This is a genomic window from Nocardioides ochotonae (assembly GCF_011420305.2).
GTDB classification, from domain to species: domain Bacteria; phylum Actinomycetota; class Actinomycetes; order Propionibacteriales; family Nocardioidaceae; genus Nocardioides; species Nocardioides ochotonae.
The window spans coordinates 1,829,356-1,849,307 of sequence record NZ_CP061769.1 but is presented as its reverse complement, the minus strand read 5'-3'; the positions used below and the strand labels follow the sequence as shown (position 1 = coordinate 1,849,307).

General features: G+C 72.6%; 26 protein-coding genes and 1 pseudogene. 12 read left to right on the top strand and 15 right to left on the bottom strand.

All coding sequences use genetic code 11. The features are described 5' to 3' along the window. Positions 1-17: 17 nt before the first annotated feature. Both HBO46_RS08980 and HBO46_RS20755 read right to left on the bottom strand, forming a co-directional pair. A complete protein-coding gene (locus HBO46_RS08980; RefSeq protein WP_166138723.1) occupies positions 18-632 on the bottom strand; it encodes a dihydrofolate reductase family protein in 615 nt (204 codons plus the stop codon). A gap of 244 nt (positions 633-876) precedes the next feature. Further along, positions 877-1,149, bottom strand: a pseudogene (locus HBO46_RS20755) (NUDIX hydrolase); the annotation flags it as partial. A 199-nt stretch (positions 1,150-1,348) separates the two neighbouring features. Here HBO46_RS20755 and HBO46_RS08970 point away from each other — a divergent pair. Genes HBO46_RS08970 through HBO46_RS08960 form a run of 3 tightly spaced genes read left to right on the top strand, consistent with a single transcriptional unit; the run spans position 1,349 to position 2,853 of the window. Beyond that, positions 1,349-1,711, top strand: coding sequence for a hypothetical protein (locus tag HBO46_RS08970; protein ID WP_166138726.1), 363 nt, complete (start codon positions 1,349-1,351; stop codon positions 1,709-1,711). Positions 1,712-1,765: 54 nt separating this feature from the next. Continuing rightward, positions 1,766-2,266, top strand: a complete 501-nt coding sequence (locus HBO46_RS08965) for a SigE family RNA polymerase sigma factor (RefSeq protein ID WP_166138728.1) — start codon at positions 1,766-1,768, stop codon at positions 2,264-2,266. Then, a complete protein-coding gene (locus HBO46_RS08960; RefSeq protein WP_166138731.1) occupies positions 2,263-2,853 on the top strand; it encodes a hypothetical protein in 591 nt (196 codons plus the stop codon). The genes HBO46_RS08965 and HBO46_RS08960 overlap by 4 nt, the downstream gene beginning before the upstream one ends. Positions 2,854-2,913: 60 nt before the next feature. On the opposite strand, the gene HBO46_RS08955 is transcribed toward HBO46_RS08960, so the two are convergent. Then, positions 2,914-4,182 carry an HNH endonuclease signature motif containing protein gene (locus HBO46_RS08955; RefSeq protein WP_166138733.1) on the bottom strand — a complete coding sequence of 423 codons (1,269 nt, stop codon included), beginning with the start codon at positions 4,180-4,182 and terminating at the stop codon, positions 2,914-2,916. A 149-nt stretch (positions 4,183-4,331) separates the two neighbouring features. Here HBO46_RS08955 and HBO46_RS08950 point away from each other — a divergent pair, with 149 nt between their 5' ends. Both HBO46_RS08950 and HBO46_RS08945 read left to right on the top strand, forming a co-directional pair. Beyond that, positions 4,332-4,769: a hypothetical protein gene (locus tag HBO46_RS08950; protein ID WP_191480222.1), complete on the top strand. Its 438-nt coding sequence runs from the start codon at positions 4,332-4,334 to the stop codon at positions 4,767-4,769. 174 nt (positions 4,770-4,943) lie between these two features. Further along, a complete protein-coding gene (locus HBO46_RS08945; protein ID WP_166138737.1) occupies positions 4,944-5,102 on the top strand; it encodes a hypothetical protein in 159 nt (52 codons plus the stop codon). A 67-nt stretch (positions 5,103-5,169) separates the two neighbouring features. On the opposite strand, the gene HBO46_RS08940 is transcribed toward HBO46_RS08945, so the two are convergent. Genes HBO46_RS08940 through HBO46_RS08930 form a run of 3 tightly spaced genes read right to left on the bottom strand, consistent with a single transcriptional unit; the run spans position 5,170 to position 7,558 of the window. Next, the gene (locus HBO46_RS08940) at positions 5,170-5,931 is read right to left on the bottom strand and encodes an amino acid ABC transporter ATP-binding protein (protein ID WP_166138740.1); all 762 of its coding nucleotides are present in this window, start codon (positions 5,929-5,931) and stop codon (positions 5,170-5,172) included. Next, positions 5,931-6,722, bottom strand: coding sequence for an amino acid ABC transporter permease (locus tag HBO46_RS08935; protein WP_166138741.1), 792 nt, complete (start codon positions 6,720-6,722; stop codon positions 5,931-5,933). The genes HBO46_RS08940 and HBO46_RS08935 overlap by 1 nt, the downstream gene beginning before the upstream one ends. 47 nt (positions 6,723-6,769) lie before the next feature. Then, positions 6,770-7,558: a transporter substrate-binding domain-containing protein gene (locus HBO46_RS08930; RefSeq protein ID WP_166138744.1), complete on the bottom strand. Its 789-nt coding sequence runs from the start codon at positions 7,556-7,558 to the stop codon at positions 6,770-6,772. Positions 7,559-7,815: 257 nt separating this feature from the next. On the opposite strand from HBO46_RS08930, the gene HBO46_RS08925 reads away from it, so the two are divergent. The 4 genes from HBO46_RS08925 to HBO46_RS08910 all read left to right on the top strand — a co-directional run bounded on the left by HBO46_RS08925 (position 7,816) and on the right by HBO46_RS08910 (position 10,505). Then, positions 7,816-9,258, top strand: coding sequence for an MFS transporter (locus HBO46_RS08925; RefSeq protein WP_166138747.1), 1,443 nt, complete (start codon positions 7,816-7,818; stop codon positions 9,256-9,258). Between the two features lie 19 nt (positions 9,259-9,277). Continuing rightward, positions 9,278-9,706 carry a hypothetical protein gene (locus tag HBO46_RS08920; RefSeq protein ID WP_166138749.1) on the top strand — a complete coding sequence of 143 codons (429 nt, stop codon included), beginning with the start codon at positions 9,278-9,280 and terminating at the stop codon, positions 9,704-9,706. An 83-nt stretch (positions 9,707-9,789) separates the two neighbouring features. Then, the gene (locus HBO46_RS08915; protein ID WP_166138752.1) at positions 9,790-9,990 is read left to right on the top strand and encodes a DUF5708 family protein; all 201 of its coding nucleotides are present in this window, start codon (positions 9,790-9,792) and stop codon (positions 9,988-9,990) included. Then, positions 9,987-10,505 (top strand): TetR family transcriptional regulator, encoded by a 519-nt coding sequence (locus HBO46_RS08910; RefSeq protein WP_166138754.1) that lies wholly within the window; start codon positions 9,987-9,989, stop codon positions 10,503-10,505. Before HBO46_RS08915 ends, HBO46_RS08910 begins: the two co-directional genes overlap by 4 nt. 307 nt (positions 10,506-10,812) lie before the next feature. On the opposite strand, the gene HBO46_RS08905 is transcribed toward HBO46_RS08910, so the two are convergent. From HBO46_RS08905 to HBO46_RS08890, 5 genes are all read right to left on the bottom strand, one after another. After that, entirely contained in the window at positions 10,813-11,640 is an 828-nt protein-coding gene (locus tag HBO46_RS08905; RefSeq protein ID WP_166138757.1) for a class I SAM-dependent methyltransferase, read from the bottom strand. A gap of 84 nt (positions 11,641-11,724) precedes the next feature. After that, entirely contained in the window at positions 11,725-11,847 is a 123-nt protein-coding gene (locus tag HBO46_RS20750) for a hypothetical protein (protein WP_263457790.1), read from the bottom strand. Positions 11,848-11,889: 42 nt separating this feature from the next. Continuing rightward, the gene (locus tag HBO46_RS08900; RefSeq protein ID WP_166138760.1) at positions 11,890-12,318 is read right to left on the bottom strand and encodes a DUF309 domain-containing protein; all 429 of its coding nucleotides are present in this window, start codon (positions 12,316-12,318) and stop codon (positions 11,890-11,892) included. Positions 12,319-12,426: 108 nt separating this feature from the next. Further along, the gene (locus tag HBO46_RS08895) at positions 12,427-13,044 is read right to left on the bottom strand and encodes a class I SAM-dependent methyltransferase (RefSeq protein WP_166138763.1); all 618 of its coding nucleotides are present in this window, start codon (positions 13,042-13,044) and stop codon (positions 12,427-12,429) included. Between the two features lie 64 nt (positions 13,045-13,108). Then, the gene (locus HBO46_RS08890) at positions 13,109-14,317 is read right to left on the bottom strand and encodes an MFS transporter (protein WP_166138766.1); all 1,209 of its coding nucleotides are present in this window, start codon (positions 14,315-14,317) and stop codon (positions 13,109-13,111) included. Positions 14,318-14,665: 348 nt separating this feature from the next. On the opposite strand from HBO46_RS08890, the gene HBO46_RS08885 reads away from it, so the two are divergent. Continuing rightward, entirely contained in the window at positions 14,666-15,340 is a 675-nt protein-coding gene (locus HBO46_RS08885; RefSeq protein ID WP_166138769.1) for a hypothetical protein, read from the top strand. A 16-nt stretch (positions 15,341-15,356) separates the two neighbouring features. Here the strand turns inward: HBO46_RS08885 and HBO46_RS08880 are convergent, their stop codons facing one another. Continuing rightward, positions 15,357-16,376 (bottom strand): zinc-dependent alcohol dehydrogenase family protein, encoded by a 1,020-nt coding sequence (locus tag HBO46_RS08880; protein ID WP_191480221.1) that lies wholly within the window; start codon positions 16,374-16,376, stop codon positions 15,357-15,359. Between the two features lie 100 nt (positions 16,377-16,476). Between HBO46_RS08880 and HBO46_RS08875 the strand changes: the two genes are divergently transcribed. Together HBO46_RS08875 and HBO46_RS08870 are read left to right on the top strand one after the other, a co-directional pair. Then, positions 16,477-17,274, top strand: a complete 798-nt coding sequence (locus HBO46_RS08875; RefSeq protein ID WP_166138771.1) for a hypothetical protein — start codon at positions 16,477-16,479, stop codon at positions 17,272-17,274. A gap of 47 nt (positions 17,275-17,321) precedes the next feature. Further along, positions 17,322-17,837, top strand: coding sequence for a DUF2243 domain-containing protein (locus tag HBO46_RS08870; protein WP_166138774.1), 516 nt, complete (start codon positions 17,322-17,324; stop codon positions 17,835-17,837). Between the two features lie 13 nt (positions 17,838-17,850). Here the strand turns inward: HBO46_RS08870 and HBO46_RS08865 are convergent, their stop codons facing one another. The 3 genes from HBO46_RS08865 to HBO46_RS08855 form a co-directional block, all read right to left on the bottom strand. Then, positions 17,851-18,018: a hypothetical protein gene (locus tag HBO46_RS08865; protein ID WP_191480220.1), complete on the bottom strand. Its 168-nt coding sequence runs from the start codon at positions 18,016-18,018 to the stop codon at positions 17,851-17,853. A gap of 98 nt (positions 18,019-18,116) precedes the next feature. Further along, positions 18,117-18,938 carry a glycosyltransferase family 2 protein gene (locus tag HBO46_RS08860; RefSeq protein ID WP_207950056.1) on the bottom strand — a complete coding sequence of 274 codons (822 nt, stop codon included), beginning with the start codon at positions 18,936-18,938 and terminating at the stop codon, positions 18,117-18,119. Then, positions 18,935-19,936: a glycosyltransferase gene (locus HBO46_RS08855; RefSeq protein WP_166138780.1), complete on the bottom strand. Its 1,002-nt coding sequence runs from the start codon at positions 19,934-19,936 to the stop codon at positions 18,935-18,937. The genes HBO46_RS08860 and HBO46_RS08855 overlap by 4 nt, the downstream gene beginning before the upstream one ends. Positions 19,937-19,952: the final 16 nt, after the last annotated feature.

The window sequence follows — 19,952 nt, the reverse complement described above, 5'->3', positions numbered from 1 at the left end:
GCGCCGGCCGCCCCGGCTCAGCGCACGTCGTAGGTCAGGTGTGTCGCCGTCGAGGTCGGTACGACGCGGCGCTGCACCAGCGTGCGCGGCGCCCCGGCGCTGAAGAGCGGCGTGCCGGAGCCGAGCATCACGGGCGCCAGGTGCAGGGTCAGCTCGTCGATCAGGCCGGCGTCGACCGCGGAGGCGACCGTGGCACCGCCGCCCATCACCACGACATCGAGGTCCGTGCCGGCGCGCGCCGACTCCGCCTCGGCGTGCACGCGCGCCGCGGCGACCGCATCGGCGAGTCCGGTGGTCACGAAGGTCCAGTCGAGGTCGGTGAGCCTCACCGCGGCGGGCGCCGAGCCGGTGAGCACGAAGAACCCGGGCCGTGCGGCCTCACCCGCGCCGTACCCGGTCTCGTCGTCCCAGCCCCACGGCCCGTCGACCACGTCGAAGAGCCGGCGCCCCATCACCACGGCGCCGGACCGGGCCGCCGCCTCCCGCAGGATCCGACCGTCCTCCGGGTCCTCGGAGAACGCCCAGGCGTGCAGGCCGTCCCCGCCGTCGCCCAGCCCGTTGGCCGGCCCGGGATCGGGTCCGGTGACGAAACCGTCGAGGGAGACCGAGATGTCGGCGATGATCCGCGTCATAGGAGGACAGGCAGGATCCGCGTCCGGAACTCATCGGCCCGGAACTCATCGGCCCGGAACTCATCGGCCCGGAACTCATCGGCCCGGAACTCATCGGCCCGAAACTCATCGGCCGAGGCTCACCGCACCGGCGGCACCGCGTCGCCGCCAGGGCGAGCGTGGGGATCACACTCCGTTCGACGAACACGACCTGGCACCCTTCGCCACAGGTCGCGTCCGCATCCGTGAGCGACGTATCCGCGGTGAAGAGATGCACGAGGTCCCGGCCGTGTAAGGCGCACGGCAGGTCATGCTGCCCGAGCCAGCCGAGGTCGTCGCAGACGATCCCCGTCTCCTCCCTCAGCTCTCGGTAGGCAGCGGCTTCCGGTGACTCGCCGGCCTCGACCCCACCGCCCACAAGGCGCCACTGCTCGGGCTCGACCGGCGCGAGCTCGTCGCGTCCTGCAGGAGGAGCCGCCCGTGCGCGTCGACGAGTCCCACCATGACCACTGACTTCATCGTGGCGCCATAGCGGCAGTTCTCCACAGATTCAGACTTACTCTTCGGGTCGTTCGAACGGATTCGAACGCGGATAGCCGCCGACGAGTGGTCCGAGATGCTGGCCTGTGCGGAGACCTACCTCGTCGAGCAGGCCGCCGACTTCGGGGCCGGCGAGAACACACGTGATCGCCGGGCGGGATAGCCTCAGCGCTCCACAGCCGAGCACAGGAGGACCCATGTCCGAGCAGCACGGAGCCTCACTCGCCGACACAGCAGCCGACAGTTGGCTCACCCCGACCGCCGCGTCGATCGCCGGCTTCACCCTCGCCGTGCTGAGCATGCTCAACGACGGCTCCTGGGTGCTCGCGCTGGACACCTTCGTCTCCCGTGACGGCTCGGGCTCCTTCCACGACACCGTCATCGCTGTCGGTGTCGTCCAGGGCCTGCTGGCCATCGCGGCGCTCATCCTTGCCAAGCGCGGTCTCGCCTCCCCCGACGCCACGGCCCGCAACGTCGGCGGCGCCACGGCGATCCTCGGCGTGCTCGGGGTGGGCTTCGCCTTCCTGAGCATCGCGTCCGGCCTGTTCGCGGCCATGTAGACCTCCGGACCCCTCCCGCGCGTAGAGAGGGTGAGACGCCCGGGAGGAGCGAGCATGGACCGGCATCAGCAGGACGCGGAGTTCGACCAGTTCGTCATCGCGCGTGCCGCGCAGCTGCGGCGCACGTCGTACGTCGTGGTCCGCGACTGGCACGCCGCCGAGGACGTGGTCCAGGCCGTGCTGGTCAAGCTGTTCCTCGCGTGGCCGCGAATCCGGAGGGACACCGTCGACGCCTACGCGTGGCGGGCAGTGGTCAACGCCAGCATCTCCCACCTCCGTCGCCACGGGCGCGAGTCGCCCACCGAGGTCGTCCCGGACACCGCGCAGTCCGAGAGCCCCGATCTGTCCCCCACCCTGGTCGCTGCCCTCCACGACCTCTCGCCCGTGCAACGGGCGGTGGTGGCGCTGCGGTTCCTCGATGACCTGCCGGTCGCCGAGGTGGCGGCGATCCTCGGCGTGTCCGAGAGCACCGTCAAGACGCACACCAGCAGAGCCTTCACCACCCTGCGACGGCTGATGCCCGAGCTCGTGCTCACCTCCGAGGAGGAACGATGACCGACGTAGACCTGCAGACCCGTCTGCGACGAGAGCTCGACGCCACCGAACCACCGCTGCGCCTCGACCTGGTGTCCCTGCGCCGAGTGGCGCGCGCCCGCCGGCGTCGACGCCGCGCCGCGGCGGCGGTCATCGGCGCCGCGGCCTCGGTGAGCCTGGTCGGCGCCCTGGCGCTGCCCCTGGGCGGAGGAGGCACGCAGGCCGACGACTTGGTCGCCACCGACCCGAACACCGGCGTCACTCCCGACCCACCGTCCACCCGGGGCCCGGTCGCGTCGCCGGACGACCCCCGGGTCGTCGCCCTCGGCAGCGGGACAGGGGTCGGCGACCGCGGCTCCCGCACCGTGCAGCTCGGGCCGCGGCCGCCGGAGGCATCCGCCGTGATCGTCTCGGTGACCTGCCTGACGGCGGGCACCGTGAGGTACGCCGGGATCGGCGCGATCTCCTGCTCGGCGGGGACCTCCGCGACCACCGACGTCCTGATCAGGCTGGAGCCCGGGCAGGAGAGCATCCGGATCCGCGCACGCGAGGACGTCGAGTGGGAGCTCAGCGCGACCTATGCCCGGATCAGGCTGGAGAAGCCCTAGTCCCCGGGCAGCAAGACGGCAGAAGACCACCGCAGGAGGTGCCAGACGCGGCCGGTCGGCCTAGCAGCGTCGGTGGAAGGTGAGCTTGCCGCCGGAGAGGGTCCTGGTCTCGTACGCGGGGTCGTGGGCTCTGGCGTGGTGGCGAGGACAGAGGAGCCGGCCGGTGGCGACGCTGGTGGTGCCGCCGCGGGACCAGGGCAGGTCGTGGTGGGCGTGGCACAGGCCGGGCGGCCAGTCGCACCCGTCGGCGGTGCAGCCGCCGTCGCGCAGGGCGAGCGCGACGCGGTGGGACTTGGTGTGGAACCGGCGCTTGCGGCCGACGTCGAGGGGACGGCCCTCGCCGTCGAGGACGGCGGGCACGATCCCGGCCTGGCACGCTAGGCGGCGCGCCTCGGTGGCGGAGATGGTCTCGCCGGTGTGCAGGTGAGCCGCGCGAAGCCCGCCGAGGAGCGAGTCCAGCGTCATCGTGATCACGATGGTCGCGGCGACACCGCCGGCGTCGGGGAGCCGGTCGCTCGGGTAGCGCTCCAGGAACTCACAGAACGCCTGCCCCATCCGCTCCGGACCCGGCCGCGGCTCAGCCCCGATAGGTCCGGCACCGTTCACCGCCTGCTGGTGCTTCGGAGCGGCAATGGCGAGGAGTGCGGCGCGCAGCATCGCTGCGTGATGGGTGGGGATCGTGAACCGGCCGTGGGTCTTGCCGTGCCCGTCATCCGACATCGTCAGCCGGGCCGCAGCACGCGCCGCGGCCTCCTCACGCTCCAGCCGTGCGGCCTCGGCGGCGTCGGCCTGCTCAGGCGCAGCGACCTCGACCAACCGCTTCGCGAGACGACGCAGGGTGATCGCGTCGTGCTCGCCCGCCTGCTCGAGGAGGAACTCCTCAGCCTTGGCGCGGGTGTCGTCGTCCACGAGGTCCTCGGGCAGATCGTCGACGGCGTCGGTGATCACCTGCGCCTGATCCAAGTGGATCCGCCCAGCCCCCAACGCCTCACGGACGCCGTCGTGGTGCCCAGTGTCGAGCGCCCGGGCCAGGCGCATCAACCGGTGCGTCTCCGGGCGGGTCAGACGGGACTGGTGTGCCCACCAGTTGGCGGTGCTGGTCGCACCCACCGCGTCGCCGACCTCGATGCTGTGAGCGTGGGCCGCGACCCGTAGCCGCAGCTCCTGCAGACGGTCGATCTCGGACGTCAGATCCAGCAGCGTCGCCCCGGCCTCGGCCTCGCTCAGCGACCACACCGGCGCATCAGCCACGGCGTCGAGTGCCTCGTGCACGCACGCCACCGCCGCGGCCACCGGGTGGCCGGATCGGGGTGCGAACGAGGGTTCCATGGACCTACTCAACCACCCACCACCGACAGTCCCGGCCAGTCGTTGTCGCAGGTCAGGGCACCTGTGGACAACCGCACCGACCCGTCGGAACGAGCCAGGTCTGCTCGTGGCTGAGGGAACCGATTTGAAGACGTGGGCGTCCATCAGTCATGCGAATCGCCCCCTCTCTGCTGTCCGGCCTCCTCCTCGCCGTCGTGTCCACCGGTTGCGCGAGCCCTGCCGGAGGCCGAGGAGAGCCCGACGCGCAGCAGGACGGGCCGAGCGAGCTGGTCGACTGCGTCAGCCCCTTCCACTTCGAGGGCCGCGAGTACCGGCTTGCCGCGGGTCCAGGAGTGAAGTCGGGCGACGTCGGCGAGCGACTCGGTGAGGGGTCCTACGAGTCGTGCGACCAGTACGGCCAGGGCGGAGGAGACGCGTCCCTCGTCGGGCCGCGCGCGGCCTACGCGTTACCGGGCGCGCCCGCCGAGCAGGCCATCGTGCTGACCAGCGCCGACGGCCGAGGATCGGTGCTTCTGGCCCACGACCGTCCCGAGGGCGGCTGGGATGCCGACCTGCAGGACTGGACGGCCCTGCTCGGTGCCGTGTAGACCGCCGCTCCCCCTCCGCGCGACTTTCCTCGGTTTCGGGCAGACCGGGGAAGCGCACGCCCTAGAGTCGGCCAGCGCCGGCTCGAGACGCGGGAGACGTGATGGGGACAGACGCTCGTGCCGGCTCACGCCGCCGTCGATGGCGCCGGGCCATCTGCCGCTCGCTCCACGGCGGTGCAGAGCCAGATCGACAAGGACGCCGACCTCATCGACCTCGGCTACCGCCTCGAATGGCACTTCTTCGCGGGGGCGACAGGCTGGGCCGTCGATGCCGCGGTGCTGGATGCCTTGGCCGAGTCCGGCATCCCCTTCTTCGTCCATCTCCCGGGCTGACGGCCCTGACCCATCGAGCGGGGCCGACGACCGTCCGCATCGCTGCGGACGGCCGCCAGCCGGTCCCTCAGAGGACCTTCGACAGGAACGACCGCGTCCGCTCGTGCTGCGGGGCGGCCAGCACCTCGGCGGGGTCCCCCTCCTCGAGGATCACGCCGTCGTCCATGAAGACGAGCTTGTCGCCGACCTCACGGGCGAAGCCCATCTCGTGGGTCACGACCATCATCGTCATGCCCTCGGCGGCGAGGTCCTTCATGACGGCCAGGACGTCGCCGACCAGCTCGGGGTCGAGCGCGGAGGTGGGCTCGTCGAAGAGCATCATGTCCGGCTGCATCGACAGCGCCCGCGCGATCGCGACCCGCTGCATCTGTCCGCCGGAGAGGTGCGCGGGGTAGGCCGACTCCTTCTCCGCCAGCCCGACCTTCGCGAGGTTGGCGCGGGCGATCTCGACCGCCTCGCCCTTGTGACGGTGCGCGACCTTCTGCTGGGCGATGGTGAGGTTGCGCAGCACCGTCATGTGCGGGAACAGGTTGAACTGCTGGAAGACCATCCCGATCCTCGAGCGGAGCTTGTCCACGTCGGCGTCGGGGTCGGTGATCTCCTCCCCCTCGATCAGGATCTTGCCCTTGGTGGGGACCTCCAGCAGGTTCACGCAGCGCAGCAGCGTCGACTTGCCCGACCCCGAGGGGCCGATGACGCACACCACCTGGCCGTTGCCGACGTGGAAGTCGATGCCCTTCAGCACCTGGTTGTCGCCGAAGTACTTGTGCAGGTCCTGCACGTCGATCGCGGCGTGACTGCGATCAGCGTTGGACTGTCCGATGCTCATCAGCGGGCCCTCTCCGCACGGCTCTCCATGCGACGTACGACGATCGACAGCGGCACCGTGATCAGCAGGTAGCACAGCGCGACCACGACGAGCGGGGTCATGTTGGCGTTGGCGTTCATCGCCTCGCGACCGAACTTGGTGAGCTCGTAGTCGCTCAACGCGAGTCCCAGGATGTAGACCAATGAGGAGTCCTTGGTGAGCAGGATCAGCTCGTTGGTCAGCGGCGGCAGGATGATCCGGAACGCCTGCGGGATCACCACGCTGATCATCGCCCGCGAGTGGGACATGCCCAGCGAGCGGGCCGCCTCCATCTGGCCCTTCGGCACCGCCTGGATGCCGGCCCGGATGGTCTCGGCCATGTAGGCGCCACCGACCAGGCCGAGCGCCAGCGTCACGATCCCGAGGTTGCCGAACGGGATCTCGCGGTCCGGGAAGGCCAGGCTGAACCCGACACTGAGCCCGATGAAGACCACCAGCGCCGGCAGCCCGCGGAACAGCTCGATGACGAAGGTGGCGATCCAGCGGTACGGCCCGATGCTGGACAGCCGCATCAGCGCCAGGACCAGGCCGAGCCCGAGGCCGAACGCGAAGCCGCAGGCGGTGTAGATGATCGTGTTCTTCAGCGCGATCGTGATGACGTCGGGGAACTGCTCCTTGACCAGGTCCCAGTTGAAGAACGCGCGACGCAACTGAGCCCAGTCGGCGAGCAGGACGATCCCGACGACGATGAGGACGAGTACGACGTACTGAACCGCGCGCCGTCTTCTGGCGCGCTGGCGTGGGCTTGCCATGGGTCAGCCCTTCGGCGTGGGGATCACGGGGTGGTGCTGCGGCGCGCTCACTGGCTCGGCGCCTTGCCGAACCACTTCTCGTAGGCCTTGTCGTAGTCGTCGCTGGCGATCGCGTCGTTGATGATCGTGAGCAGCTCGTCGTTGTCGTCCTTCTTCACCGAGAAGCCGTAGGCCTCGTCGGTGGTGAACTCGTCCACGATCTCGACGTCGGGGTTCTGGCTGACGAAGTAGTTGAGCAGCCCGTTGTCGTTGACGCCCGCGTCGGCCTTGCCGGTCTTCACCGCCTGCTGCATGAGGTTGGAGTCCTCGAAGGAGATGATCTCCGCACCGTCCGGGGCGTTGTCGCGCATGTAATCAGCGCCGGTGGTGGCGTCCTGGACCGCGATGGTCTTGCCGGCCAGGTCGTCGAGCGAGGAGATGCCCGACCCGGTCTTGGTCATCAGCGCCTGGGTGGCCTCGAAGTAGGGGTCGGTGAAGTCCATGACCGCCTCGCGCTCGGGCGTGATCGTCATGGCCCCTGCGGCGACGTCGCACTTGCCGGTGTTGAGCGCCTCGCCGGACACGATGCTCTCCCAGCCGATGTCGACGATCTCGGTGTCCCAGCCCTCGGCGTCGGCGGCGATCGTGAGCACGTCGGGGTCGAAGCCGACGACCTTGCCGCCCTCCTGGAACTCGAAGGGCTTGTAGGGCAGATGGGTGCAGATGGTCAGCGTGCCGTCGGAGACGAGCTTGGCGCCGGACTCGGTCGTGGTGGTGGGGTTCTCCTTGGCGCAGCCTGCGGCCCCGAGGATGACCGCGGTCGCGCCCAAGGCGATGGCAATCTTTTGGGTGCTCATGAAAATCAACGTATCCACATCCCGCGGCGATTAGACCTCGCTGCCAGCGGGTTTTCTCACAGAATTGGGGACGCTGAAGCCCGGCCCGGGCAGTGTCGGCCACCTCACCCCGGCGCCAGCACGCGCTCGGAGCGTGCCTTGCGTAGAGTTCACTCTTCTGACCCGGGACGGACCGGGTGAGGCGAACGTGCGCTTCGCGCCGGCGGTCCGAGGCTGGAAACCTCCAGAGCCCCCTTGGACCCTCTGGAGATTCCTGCATGTCCTCATCCCCGCCCTCCCCCAGCACCCGCTGGTGGGCCCTCGTCGTACTCGGTCTCACCCAGCTGATGGTCGTCCTGGACGGCACGATCGTCGCGATCGCGCTGCCCGCCGCCCAGGCCGACCTCGGCATCGATGACGGCCAGCGCCAGTGGGTCGTCACGGCGTACGCCGTCACGTTCTCCGCGCTGCTGCTGCTCGGCGGGCGGATCGCCGACTACTGGGGCCGCAAGCGGACCTTCATGGTCGGCATGGTCGGCTTCGGCGCGGCCTCGGTGTGGGGCGGCCTGGCGCAGTCGGGCGGTGAGCTCATCGCCGCGCGCGGCCTGCAGGGCGTGTTCGCGGCGCTGCTCGCACCCGCCGCCCTGGCGATGGTCGCTGTGCTGTTCCCCAGCGGTCGCGACCGCAACGTCGCCTTCGCGGTGTTCGGCATCATCGCCGGCACCGGCGCGGCGTTCGGCTTCCTGCTCGGCGGGGTGCTGACCCAGTACGCCGACTGGCGCTGGTGCCTGCTGGTCAACGTCTTCTTCGTCGTCGCCGGCCTGATCGGCGGCAAGCTGCTGCTGGTGGAGAGCAGGGCGGAGGGCGACACCCGCTACGACGTGCTCGGCACCGTCACCGTCGCGCTGGGCCTCGGCGCGCTGATCTACGGCTTCGCGCGCGCCGAGCACGGCTGGGCCGAGAGCGACACGATCGGCTTCCTGGCCGTCGGCGGCGTGCTGCTGGCCGTCTTCGTGTGGTGGCAGGGCCGCACCTCCCACCCGCTGCTGCCCCTGCGCGTGGTGCGCGACCGGGTGCGCGGCGGCGCGTTCCTCCTGCAGGCCTTCGTCGGCGTGGTCATGGTCGGCGCGATGCTCTACCTGACCTTCCACTTCCAGATCGTGCTGGGCATGAGCCCCGTCGCTGCCGGCTTCGGCAACGTCGCGATGACGGTCGTCATCATGGCGACCGCGCCGATCTCGACGAAGCTCTTCACCACCTTCGGCCCGCGGGTGGTGCTCACCGTCGGCCCGCTCCTCGTGGCGGCCGGGCTCTTCTTCCTCAGCGGCATCACCGCCGAGGGCAGCTACTGGTCCGAGGTGCTCCCCGGCATGGTCGTGATGGGGCTCGGCTTCTCGCTGATCTTCGTGCCGCTGCAGAACCTCGCCCTCTCCGGCGTCGACCCGCACGACGCCGGCGTCGCCTCCGCGCTCGCCAACGCCTCCATGCACGTCGGCGGCTCGATCGCGGTCGCGGTGTTCACCGCGCTCTACACCTCCTCGGTGACCGACGCCGTGGCCTCGGGCACGGCGCGGATGCCCGCACTCGCCGGCGCGTACGGCGACGTCCTGTTCGCCGCGGCCTGGGTGATGGTGCTGGGCGCCCTCACCTCGTTCGCGCTGATCCGCGGCCCCAAGGCCGAGCTCACGCCGCCGACCGATGCGGTGGTCGCCGCGCACTGACGTCCTGCAGGATGTCGGCATGCCGATGCCTCCGACGCACGCGACCTCATGGCTGGCGGCGTCCGGGTCCGGCGTGCCGGCGTTCCTGCAGCCGTCCTGCGTCCCCGACGACCTCGAGGTCGCCTTCGACGGCTGCACGCTGACGCGTAGCAGGGTGACTGTCACCGATGACCACCTGACCATCCGCTTCGACATGCGAGGTCGGGCGGCGAGCGTGGAGTTCCCTACGGACCACGTCGTGGTGATTCCCGAGGGCGGCGAGGAGAAGCTCGACAGCCTCGGCGGCTGGGGCGGGTACGGCGACGACGGCTCGCACTTCTTCGAGTGGGAGCTGCGCCGCCAAGGTGCTGAGGCGGTCCGGGTGGTCTACCTCGACGACGAGGACGTCGTCGTCGCGGAGGAGCGACTGCCCGCGTCCGGGCGCTTCGAGGAGAGGGCCGCTCACTGAGGCCTGCGTGACCGGGACGCTTGCGCACGAACGGCCCACGTCGTACGTTCGTCCTATACATTCGTATAGGTAGGGGGCGCCTCATGAGCAGACATGCGCGGGACCTGTGCATCGGCGCGGGCATGATCCTCGTCGGGCTGGTGATGTTCTTCGCGTTCCACGACGTCGAGACCCCCGTGATCGGCCTGCGTCAGGCCGGCCTCGTGATCGCGGCGCTCGGCCTGATCGAGCTCGTCGTGACCGGGTGGTCGATGGTCCGGTCGCGGCGGCCACAGGACCGATGAGCGCCACCCGCGTGCTCGACGGCGTGCTGAGGGTGCTCGCCGAGCAGGGCGTCGGCGCGCTCAGCGTCCGGAGCGTCGCCGCGGCCGCGGGCGTGTCTGCGGCGCAGGTGCAGTACTACTACCGCACGAAGAGCGAGCTGGTGCGTGCCGCCTTCGACCACGCAGGGGAACAGCTCCTCGCCGACATCGCGGCCGCGAAGCCCACCACCCTGATGGGTGTCGTGGAGCAGTGGCTGCCGTTGGACGATCCACGCGAGCGCCGCGCCCGCGTCTGGCTCGCGTACGCCGCCATCGCAGCAGCCGACGCGGATCTGGCGGCGGCCTCGGCTCGGCTCGACGAAGAGCTGCGGCACTGGTTCACCGACCAGGGACTGTCGGACCACGCGGCCGCCCAGCTCTTCGCGCTGGTCGACGGCGTCACCCTCCAGTGCCTGATGCTGCCCCTCTCAGCGCGTCGGGCCCTCGTCGCGCGCACGATGGTGCCCTTCCTCGACCAGCTCGAGGCAGACGGCTGACGACAGGGGTCGAGCACCGTCTCTGGCCCCCGGGCTCAGGGTCACCACCTCACCGGGCACTAGGACGAGTGGACTGCGGCCGTCCTCGAACCGGAGAACGCCCGCGGCACAGTCCGCCGAGACAGGGCCGACCGGCAGCGGCACCACCACGCCAGCCACCAGCCCAGCCAACAGCAGCGCGCCGGCGAGACGAATCCGTCCACGTCGCATCCCTCACCCCCCGCAGGTCGGACAGCGCCTCGGCCGACGTGGTTCCACGCTCCCACGAGCCGGGCGTTGCCGCTCCTGCACCCGGCGTCGAGCACCCTCAGGCCCGCGGCGTCACCGGCGGGACGCAGCATCTCCGGGTGCTCCTGGCAGGCGTTGAAGAGGCTGCGCGCGTTGCAGGCCGAGTACGCCGAGCCGCCACGCGGTCCAGCACCAGCAGCGGCGTCACGTAGTGCTCGGTGACCCGACCGCCGAGGTCGTCCACCGCCTGCGCGGCGGCCTCGACCTCGTCGCCGGTCCAGTCGCTGAAGGTGCTGAACAGGCCACGGACCTGCTGACTGTCCAGCTGGACGCTCCACCGGAACACCTCAGCGTGCCGCTCCACGAAGTAGCCGCCGGCGGTGAGCTCGCGGACCCAGCGGTCGAGGTCGAGTGCATCGGGGCGCGAGACCCGCGGACCGCTCGCCATGATCCGCGCCACCCGCCGCCGGAAGGCGGTGTCCGCCTCGGGGTCGCGAAAGACGGTCCGCCAGACCGCCAGCCGGCCACCGGGACGTAGCGCTCGGTGCAGCTTCGGCAGCACGATGTCGAGGTCGAACCAGTGCGCAGCCGTGGCCGCCACTGCGAGGTCGAAGGCCGCCTCCGGAAGGACCGCCTCCTCCGCCGTGGCGATCATGACCTCCGCCGCCGGCACCCGACGGCGTAGCCGGGCGGCCAAGGAACTGCCCGGCTCAACTGCGGTCACCACCGCTCCGGCCGAGACCAGCCGTACGGCGGCCTCCCCCGTCCCGGCGCCCAGGTCGAGGACGCGGCGACCACTCCGCAGCACCCCCAGCTCGTACAGCCGGACCCAGAGCTGCTCGGGGTACGGCGGTCGATGACGCTCGTAGTCCGCGGCATGCGCGTCGAAGTGCCTCGGGTCGGCCACGGCGGTCACGGTACGCCGCCGGACACCGCCACGGCGGGGCCGCGCACGCATGGCGCACCAGCCAGCCGCTGGTGAGGGCGTGGGTCACGACGAGATGGTGGCTGCCGCGCTCGCCGTGGCCTGTTCCGGCTGGTGCCCGCGCTCGGTCAACGCGCCGTTGCTGTCCGGCTCGGCGTGCCGCGCGAGGTAGAGGTGGTGCACCGGCATGCGATCAGGCTCCCTTCTCCGCCTTCGGTCGGACGCCGGCGCTCACCCGTGCGCGACCCGTCCCCGGGCACACCCGATGAGCGCGGCGAGGTCGAGACCGTACGTCGGACCACCGCCCAGCTCGTACGCCGACAACCGGCCCGCGGCACGCTCGACCAGCCGGGAGGCGCCCACGGCGTTGCCGCGCGCGTGGTGGGTGAGCCCCACGCACAGCTGGGCCAGGCCCTGCCACAGCTCGCGCTCCTCAACCGGGCACGACTTCCACCGCACCTCGAGGGCCTCGTGGGCGGCGAAGGGCCGACCCTCGTCCAGCAGCTGGCGCGCATAGGCGAGGGTCTCCGCCGGCGGGCGGGGCTCCTCGGAGATCGGCTCGACGCCCACCGCGCCGTACGCCAGCGGCCGGCCGAGCTCGTCACGCGGCCGGGCCTGCTCGGCTCGGCCCGCCGCGTTGCGGTCACGGTCGCCGGTCACGTCAGCGCCGCCTCGTGGGCGATGGGCTCCTGGTGCATCGCTTCCCTTCCGTCGCCGTCCACGGCGCACGGTAGCCCGTGCCCGCGGGCGAACCGACCGGGCCGCTGCTCAGGCAGCGGCGACCCCGAGCCGGGCGGCCGCGAACACCTTCGGGGCGCCCTTCTCGTAGAACTCCTCGACGTGCCCGGGCGTGAATCCCGCGCGCGCGATCGCCTCGACGATCCGCCGGTCCAGGTGGCACCCGCCGGCCACCCGCTGCTGCAGCGGGTCGAGGCGGTGCTGCCAGCGTGCGACCGACTCGTCGGGGGCGAGGCCGTGCTCGACGAAGTGCAGGGTCCCGCCCGGGCGCAGCACCCGGCGCAGCTGCCCCAGCGCCGCATCGAGATCCGGGATCGTGCACATCGTCCAGGTGGAGAGCGCGCAGTCGAACGTGTCGTCGTCGAACGGCAGCGACTGGCCGTCCAGCCCGGCGCGCTCGACCGGGACCGACCCGGCCGCGCGCCGGTCCGCTGCCAGCCGCCAGGCCACGTCCGAGGGCTCGATGGCCGCGACCCGCGACACGGTGGCCGGATAGTGCGGCACGTTGAGGCCCGAGCCGAAGCCGATCTCGACCACCTCCCCGGCCAGGCCGGAGCACACCCGCGTGCGGAGCTCGTGGGTCATCGGCCCCGAGGCACAGGCCACGTTGATGAGGCGGGGGACGACCTGTTCGCGATACCAGCCCATGTCCGGCTCCTTCCTGGACCCTTCCACCCTCCACCCCCGACCGCGCGGCTGTCGACCGCGGACCTCACGTCGACGTGTACGGCGTCCCGCCGGATGCCGTCTCCCGAGGCCGGAGGGCCGAGCGGGCCACCAGGGCGAGGAGTGCCGCGAGCGCGACGATGGCGGCCGAGGTCCACGCGACCGCGGTGAGCCCCGAGGCGGCCATCACCGCTCCCCCGACGGCCGCACCGCCGCCGATGCCCGCGTTGCTGCTGGCGTTGATCCACGCGCCGGCGGTCTCGGGCGTGCTCGACGACGTCCGCACCGACGCCGACTGATACAGCGACGCGGCCGGTCCGAAGGCGGCCAGCCAGACCATGCCGGCGAGGACCACGAGGCCGAGCCTGGGATAGGCCAGCGCCACGGCCGCCGTGCCGGCGGCCATCAGCGCGGGGATGACGACGGCGCTGCCGTGCGGGCGGTGGTCGAGCTGGGTCGCGGCGAGGCGCAGACCGACCAGCCCGCACACGCCGAAGAGCAGCAGGGTCGGGCCGACCCAGCCCCCGGGAGCCCCGGAGTCGCGCAGCAGGACGCTGATGTAGGTGTAGAGGACGTAGGTGCCCAGGTAGGTCACGCCGTTGGCTGCGACCACCGTCGCGAGGTCGCGCCGTCGCCCCGGGTACGGCGCGTCGTCGCCCCGCGGTCCGGCGACGGGCGGCAGCACCACCGCGGCCATCACCAGGACGAGCGCGACCACCGCGGCGAGGGCGCCGAACGCGAGCCGCCAGCCGAAGGCGTCGCCGAGCGCCGTGGAGAGGGGCACCCCCAGCACCAGACCCCCGGAGATCCCGGCCGACGCGAGTGCCAACGCCCGGCCGGTCCGGCCCGCCGGGACGAGCCGGGTCGCATATCCGATGCAGACCGAGAAGAACAGGGCGTGGGTGAGGCCGCCGATGACCCGCCCGGCGGCGAGGACGGCGAAGCTCGGCGCCACTGCCGCGATCGCGTTGCTCACCAGGTAGCCACCGATGGTCGCGAGCAGGACCGGCTTGCGCGGCAGCCGCCGGGTCGCGAGCGCCAGCGGGACCGACAGCACCGCGACCATGCCGGCGTACGCGCTCACCAGCAGCCCTGCCTCCGCGTCGCTCACACCGAACGCCGCGCTGATCTGGGGCAGCAGACCGACCGGCAGCAGCTCGGTGGTCACGGCGGCGAAGACGGCGACGGCGAGGACGAGCAGGCCGGTGCGCGCGGGGCCGAGCCCATCCTCGGGGGCCTGTCGCGGCGCGCTCACCCCGCCACCTTCTCACTGTTCCCGGGGCCTGCCCCTTGCCGTGCCGGGGCCGCGGGCGGACCATGGAGATTCCACCCCTCGACGCCGGTCGGTACGGCGCGCGCCGGGCACGGCGCCACACAGGAGTCCAGGGAAGGGGCCCACGGAGAGGGCCCCGGAAGGGGTGCACCCGGGGGCGGCCGGAGGCAGACCGTTCCCGGGTCACGGGGAGCCACGCTCCCCTAGGCTCAGCGGAGCAATCCGCTGAGAGGACCCGCCCTGAGCACCGCACCGCCCCCCGCGCCTGACACCGAGGTGGCGCACCCACCGGTCCTCACGCCCCGGACCCGGGATGTGCGGCGCCTGCGGGTGACCCAGGCGGTCGCCGTGGTGCTCCTCGTGGGCTGGGCCGCTCTCCTGGTGGCCACGGTGGCCCAGGGCCACCGCACGTCGTCGTACTCCGACCTCGTCTCCGCGGTCCGCTCCGGCGACGCCACCGACGTCCAGGTGTCTCCCAGTCTCCGGCCACGGACGACCAACGGTCAGCGCACCGTCGAGATCCGCTGGCGCGACGGCCTGGTTCGCCACACCACCTCGGTCCTGGAGGTCCGGGGGCGCCAGGCCGGCTCGTGGGGCGACGGCACCTCCGCGGTGCTCCGCCGACCGGTGCCGGACGCGCTGCGCGCCCTCGACCCCGGCCTCGAGATCACGCCGATCTCCCGCGACGGCGACGGCGGCGGCCTCGGCGTCAGCGCCACGTACCTGGGCTGGGAGGTGCCGGCACGGCCCGCGGGGGCCTACCTCGCTCTCTGGCTCGGCACCGTGCTGCTGCTCGCGGTGGGACCGGAGCCGCGCCGGGTGACCCCGTGGGGATGGTTCTGGTTGCTCCTGCTGACCGGGCCGATCGGCGCGATCGCCTTCCTGGTGCTCTCCGGGGCGCTGTCGCGCAAGCCGGTGGCCGCGCCGATGGCGCCTCGCACGGGCGGTGGCTGGGCCCTCATCCTCGCGCTCGCGCTCGGCACCGTGACCGGGACGCTCGACTAGCCGCACGGACCGTGGGTCACGGCGTGAGCAGGACCTTGATCGCCGTTCGGTCGTCCATGGCCTGGTAGCCCTCGGCGGCGCGCGCCAGCGGCAGGACCCGGTCGAAGACCCGACCGGGGTCGATCTCGCGGTCCCAGATGCGTCGCACGAGGTCGGGCAGGAACCGCCGCACCGGGGCCGGACCGCCGTGGAGGTGGATGCCGGCCATGAACAGGTCCTCCCCCGGGAGCGCCACGCCGTGCGAGACGCCGACGAAGCCCATGTGCCCACCGGGCCGGGTGGAGTGCATCGCCTGGAGCATCGACTCCTGGGTGCCGACCGCCTCGACGACCGAGTGCGCCCCGAGACCGTCGGTGAGCTCGCTGACGCGCGCAGCCCCGTCCCGACCGCGCTCCTCGACGATGTCGGTGGCGCCGAACTCGCGGGCGAGCGCCTGGCGCTCGGGGTGCCGGCTGAAGGCCACCACCCGCTCCGCGCCGAGCTGGCGCGCGGCGAGCACGGCCAGCAGCCCGACCGCGCCGTCGCCCACCACGGCCACGGTCCGCCCGGGCCCGGCCTCGGCGGCGGTGGCCGCGAACCAACCGGTGCCGAGCACGTCGGAGGCCGCCAGCAGCGAGGGCACCAGTGCCTCGTCCGGCGGCCCGGGGGTGGCGACCAGGGTGCCGTCGGCGAGCGGGATCCGGGCCCGCTCCGCCTGGGTGCCGATCGTCCCCATGAGCACCCGGTGCACGCAGTAGGCCTGGTAGCCGGACCGGCAGATCTCGCAGGTGTTGTCGGAGGCCCAGAACGATCCGACGACGAAGTCGCCCACCTTGACGCTGCGCACGTCGGCGCCGACCTCCTCCACGACCCCGACGTACTCGTGCCCCATCACCTGGTCCTCGACCGGCTCGGCGCCGCGGTAGGGCCACAGGTCGCTGCCGCAGATGCAGCTCGCCGAGACCCGGATGATCGCGTCGGTCGGCTCCTCGATCCGTGGATCCGGGCGCTCCTCCACGCGTACGTCGCCGGGCCCGTGCATCACCACTCCGCGCATGACTGCTCCCTCGTCTCGGTGGCCCCGCCCTTCCCAGTGAACCCTCGGACTGGTTGGCGCTAGCGTGACGCGCGTTCGCACCCATCCTCCGGAGGTCCGCATGCCCCGATCACCCGTGTCCCTCCGCCTGCTCGCGAGCCTCGTCGCCGGCCTCGTCGCCGCCCTGGCCCTGGTCGTCACCGGTCCGGCCGGCGCCGCTCCGGTGTCGGACAGCCCAGTGCCCGAGCGCGCGGCAGCCGGCGACGCGGCGGCCAAGCCCGCGGCGTACCCCTGGCACACACGGATCGTGGCCACGACCTTCTGGGTGGGCGAGATCTTCGACCCCGACGCCCCCGACGGCAGCCAGATGATCTCCACCTACGACGACGACTGGTACGCCAGCTACGGCGGCTGCGACGGTCGGATCCGGGGCGGGGTCTGCCGCACCGAGCGGCGGTTCAAGCGCGACGGCTGGTTCCCCCGGCACATGACGCCGAAGCAGAACCCCTTCTACCTCGACGTGCCCTACGACGACCTCAACGACAAGATCGGCTTCCGTCGCCGCGGCGAGGTCGTCCCGTGGGCGACCCGGCCCCGGTACGCCGACCTGGTCGACGACCGCGACGTGAGCCTGATGAAGAACCGCTGGGTGCAGCTCCGCTCGCGCGGGCGCACCTGCTACGGCCAGATCCAGGACGCCGGGCCGGGCAGGTACCACGACGTGCGCTACGTCTTCGGCCACCGCGACGCCCGGCCGGCCTCGAGGCGCTACAACAACGCCGGCATGGACGTCTCCCCCGCCCTCAACGGATGCCTGCGCTTCCGCTCGCTCAACGGCCAGCGCGACCGGGTGGACTGGCGCTTCGTGGATGCGCGGGACGTCCCGCGCGGGCCCTGGAAGCGGATCGTCACCCGCTGAGGCGATCGACACGCGTGACCGGGCGTGGCCGCGGGAACCGGTGGGGCATGAGCGACACGAGCCCGCGACGCCACGAGCGCCCCTCGCCCGCACCGGGCCTGATGTTCGGCATCGGCCTGGGCGGGTTCATCGACGGCATCGTCCTGCACCAGATCCTGCAGTGGCACCACATGGCCAGCGCCACCTCCGAGGACCCGAAGACCCTCGCCGGGCTGGAGGTCAACACGATGGCCGACGGCTTCTTCCACCTCTTCGCGTGGTTCATCGTCGTCGCAGCCTCGATCGTGACCGTCGCGCTGTGGCGCCAAGGTCGGCTCGCGCCGTCGTGGACCTTCCACGTCGGCGGGCTGCTGAGCGGCTGGGGCCTGTTCAACCTCGTCGAGGGGATCGTCGACCACCAGATCCTCGGGGTGCACCACGTGCGCGACGACCTGGGCGGGCCGCTGTCGTGGGACCTCGGGTTCCTGGCCTTCGGCGCCGTGCTCGTCATCGTCGGCCAGCTGCTCCAGCGCCGCGGCGCCGCCACTGCCCGTCGTACCGACGAGGAGGCCGTGGCGCGCTGACCGGGGCCCCGGGTCAGGGGCGGGGGCCGCCGCGCCGGGTGTTGGTCGGGCAGTCGGGGTTCTGGCACACCCGCTGGTCCACCGGCTCGTCCCCCGCGCCGACCACCCCGTCCGGCGGTCCCACCGGCCCGTCGCTCGCGGCCTCCGCCGCCCCGACGTCCTCCCGCGCCCGCAGCCGCACCGCGGACCCGCAGACCTGACATGGCTTCTCGTCCTCGTACACGCCGGGCCGGTACCCACCCGCGGCCACGACGCCGCGCCCCGGCGGAAGCGGCAGGGTCAGCCGAGGCGCATCCAGTCCTCGCCACGGCGGGCGACCAGGCCGCGGCGCTCGAACTCCTCCAGCCAGCCGCGCATCGGCCAGCTGCCCCAGCGGGCGCGGTAGAGGCGGCCGTTGCGCAGGATGTCGTCGAGGTGCTCCACCGGCGGGCTGCTCACCGGGTGGTGCTGGTGGTAGGCCCTCGCGGCACCGACCCAGGCCAGGTCGAGGCCCGCGCGCACCACCCGTCGACCGAAGTCGGTGTCCTCGGCGCCGTAGCCGACGTAGGCCTCGTCGAAGCCGCCCGTGCGCTCCCAGGCCGCTGCCGAGAGGGCGAAGGACAGCGACCAGAACAGGTCGGGCTCTCCCCCGGTCGCGACCTCGCCGGGTGCCGGCGCCGGACGGGCCGGGTGGGGGTCGTCGAGCTCGGACAGCCGGTCGAGCGGATAGCCCCCGGGCCCGGACGGCGGCAGGTAGGTGACCGGGCCGGACCACACCCGGTCGGGATCTTCCCGCACGGCCCGCGCATAGCCCGCGACCAGCCCGGACCCGGCCAGGCAGTCCACGTCGAGGCCGATCACCACGTCGCAGCCCGCGGCCCGTGCGGTCTCGAAGCCGGTGTTGCGTGCGGCCGCGAGCGGCAGCCGCCGCGGGTCGGCGGCGAGCGGCACGCACCGCGGGCGTACGCCGCCGTCCGCCAGCACTCCCTCGATCTGGGGATCGCCCATCGCCACCACGACGTAGAGGTCCGGCACCACCTCGCCGCGCGCCAGCGTGGCCTGCTGCGCGCGCAGGTGCGCGTGGCGCCCGTGCACGACGGTCACCACCGCCACGCCGCTCACGCCGGCGCCCCCATCACCGGGTCACCTGACAGCACCGCGGCGAACCGCTGCGCGGCCGCGCCGTCGCACCAGCCCTCCCAGATCCGGCCGTCGAGCGACGCAGCACGCTCGAGGCGGGCGGCCCAGCCGTCCGTGGGGAAGGTCCCCTCCACCAGCACCGGCCAGCCGCCCGCGCCGAGGGCGGCGGCGGACACGCGCTGCTCGTCGTGCGGGCGGTCCTGGGGCACCAGCACCGCCGGTCGCCGGGCCGCGGCGACCTCGGCGACCGCGTTCTGACCGGCGTGGGTGATCACCACGTCGGCGTCGCGGACCAGCGCGTGCGGGTCCTCCACCCACGGGCCGGGCGGGCCGCAGACCTGCCACTCCCATCCCGGCGCCGAGCGCATCGCGGCCGTCACGGCGTCCGCGGAGATCGCCGAGCCGCCGGCACCGCCGAGCAGCACGACCCGCGGCGGCCCGGGACGGCGTACGCCGGGCTCGCGGAGGGGTTGGCGCGACAGGGCGCCGACCGCCTCCACCCGTCGTACGACGTGGGCCGGGAGGCCGGGCAGCATCGCCGGCGTCGCCGCAGGCGGCCACATGCCGACCAGCCGGTCCGCGACGTCGAAGCCCAGCAGGTGCGCGGCATCGTCGCGGCGCCCGGGCAGCACCACCCCCACCACCGGTACGCCGTGGAGCCGGGCCAGCAGCGCCACCTCGACCGACACGTCGCTCACCAGCAGGCGCGGGCGGGCGGTGGCCAGCCAGGCCGACAGCTGCTGCATCCGCACGGCCAGCCCGTCGTCGCCCACCGGCACCCAGTGCAGCCGCCCGGCGGCGGTGGGATCGCGCGGGTCGGTGCCGAGGTCGTCACGGTCCAGGTGCACCCAGGCCTCCGTGTGACCGACGGGCGGGGCCAGCGAGGAGAGCAGCGTGACCGGCTCCTCGAGCGCCTGCTGCACCGCCAGCGCGCGGTGCAGGTGCCCGCGGCCCTGGTGGTGCACGTAGTAGCCGATCACGCCGTCACCCTCGCGT

What these genes read in the sequence shown, in the direction of transcription:
- HBO46_RS08980 (WP_166138723.1), bottom strand. Translation starts at nt 632, where the DNA reads ATGACGCGGATCATCGCCGACATCTCGGTCTCCCTCGACGGTTTCGTC.
- HBO46_RS08970 (WP_166138726.1), top strand. Translation starts at nt 1,349, where the DNA reads ATGTCCGAGCAGCACGGAGCCTCACTCGCCGACACAGCAGCCGACAGT.
- HBO46_RS08965 (WP_166138728.1), top strand. Translation starts at nt 1,766, where the DNA reads ATGGACCGGCATCAGCAGGACGCGGAGTTCGACCAGTTCGTCATCGCG.
- HBO46_RS08960 (WP_166138731.1), top strand. Translation starts at nt 2,263, where the DNA reads ATGACCGACGTAGACCTGCAGACCCGTCTGCGACGAGAGCTCGACGCC.
- HBO46_RS08955 (WP_166138733.1), bottom strand. Translation starts at nt 4,182, where the DNA reads ATGGAACCCTCGTTCGCACCCCGATCCGGCCACCCGGTGGCCGCGGCG.
- HBO46_RS08950 (WP_191480222.1), top strand. Translation starts at nt 4,332, where the DNA reads ATGCGAATCGCCCCCTCTCTGCTGTCCGGCCTCCTCCTCGCCGTCGTG.
- HBO46_RS08940 (WP_166138740.1), bottom strand. Translation starts at nt 5,931, where the DNA reads ATGAGCATCGGACAGTCCAACGCTGATCGCAGTCACGCCGCGATCGAC.
- HBO46_RS08935 (WP_166138741.1), bottom strand. Translation starts at nt 6,722, where the DNA reads ATGGCAAGCCCACGCCAGCGCGCCAGAAGACGGCGCGCGGTTCAGTAC.
- HBO46_RS08930 (WP_166138744.1), bottom strand. Translation starts at nt 7,558, where the DNA reads ATGAGCACCCAAAAGATTGCCATCGCCTTGGGCGCGACCGCGGTCATC.
- HBO46_RS08925 (WP_166138747.1), top strand. Translation starts at nt 7,816, where the DNA reads ATGTCCTCATCCCCGCCCTCCCCCAGCACCCGCTGGTGGGCCCTCGTC.
- HBO46_RS08920 (WP_166138749.1), top strand. Translation starts at nt 9,278, where the DNA reads ATGCCGATGCCTCCGACGCACGCGACCTCATGGCTGGCGGCGTCCGGG.
- HBO46_RS08915 (WP_166138752.1), top strand. Translation starts at nt 9,790, where the DNA reads ATGAGCAGACATGCGCGGGACCTGTGCATCGGCGCGGGCATGATCCTC.
- HBO46_RS08910 (WP_166138754.1), top strand. Translation starts at nt 9,987, where the DNA reads ATGAGCGCCACCCGCGTGCTCGACGGCGTGCTGAGGGTGCTCGCCGAG.
- HBO46_RS20750 (WP_263457790.1), bottom strand. Translation starts at nt 11,847, where the DNA reads ATGCCGGTGCACCACCTCTACCTCGCGCGGCACGCCGAGCCGGACAGC.
- HBO46_RS08895 (WP_166138763.1), bottom strand. Translation starts at nt 13,044, where the DNA reads ATGGGCTGGTATCGCGAACAGGTCGTCCCCCGCCTCATCAACGTGGCC.
- HBO46_RS08880 (WP_191480221.1), bottom strand. Translation starts at nt 16,376, where the DNA reads ATGCGCGGAGTGGTGATGCACGGGCCCGGCGACGTACGCGTGGAGGAG.
- HBO46_RS08875 (WP_166138771.1), top strand. Translation starts at nt 16,477, where the DNA reads ATGCCCCGATCACCCGTGTCCCTCCGCCTGCTCGCGAGCCTCGTCGCC.
- HBO46_RS08870 (WP_166138774.1), top strand. Translation starts at nt 17,322, where the DNA reads ATGAGCGACACGAGCCCGCGACGCCACGAGCGCCCCTCGCCCGCACCG.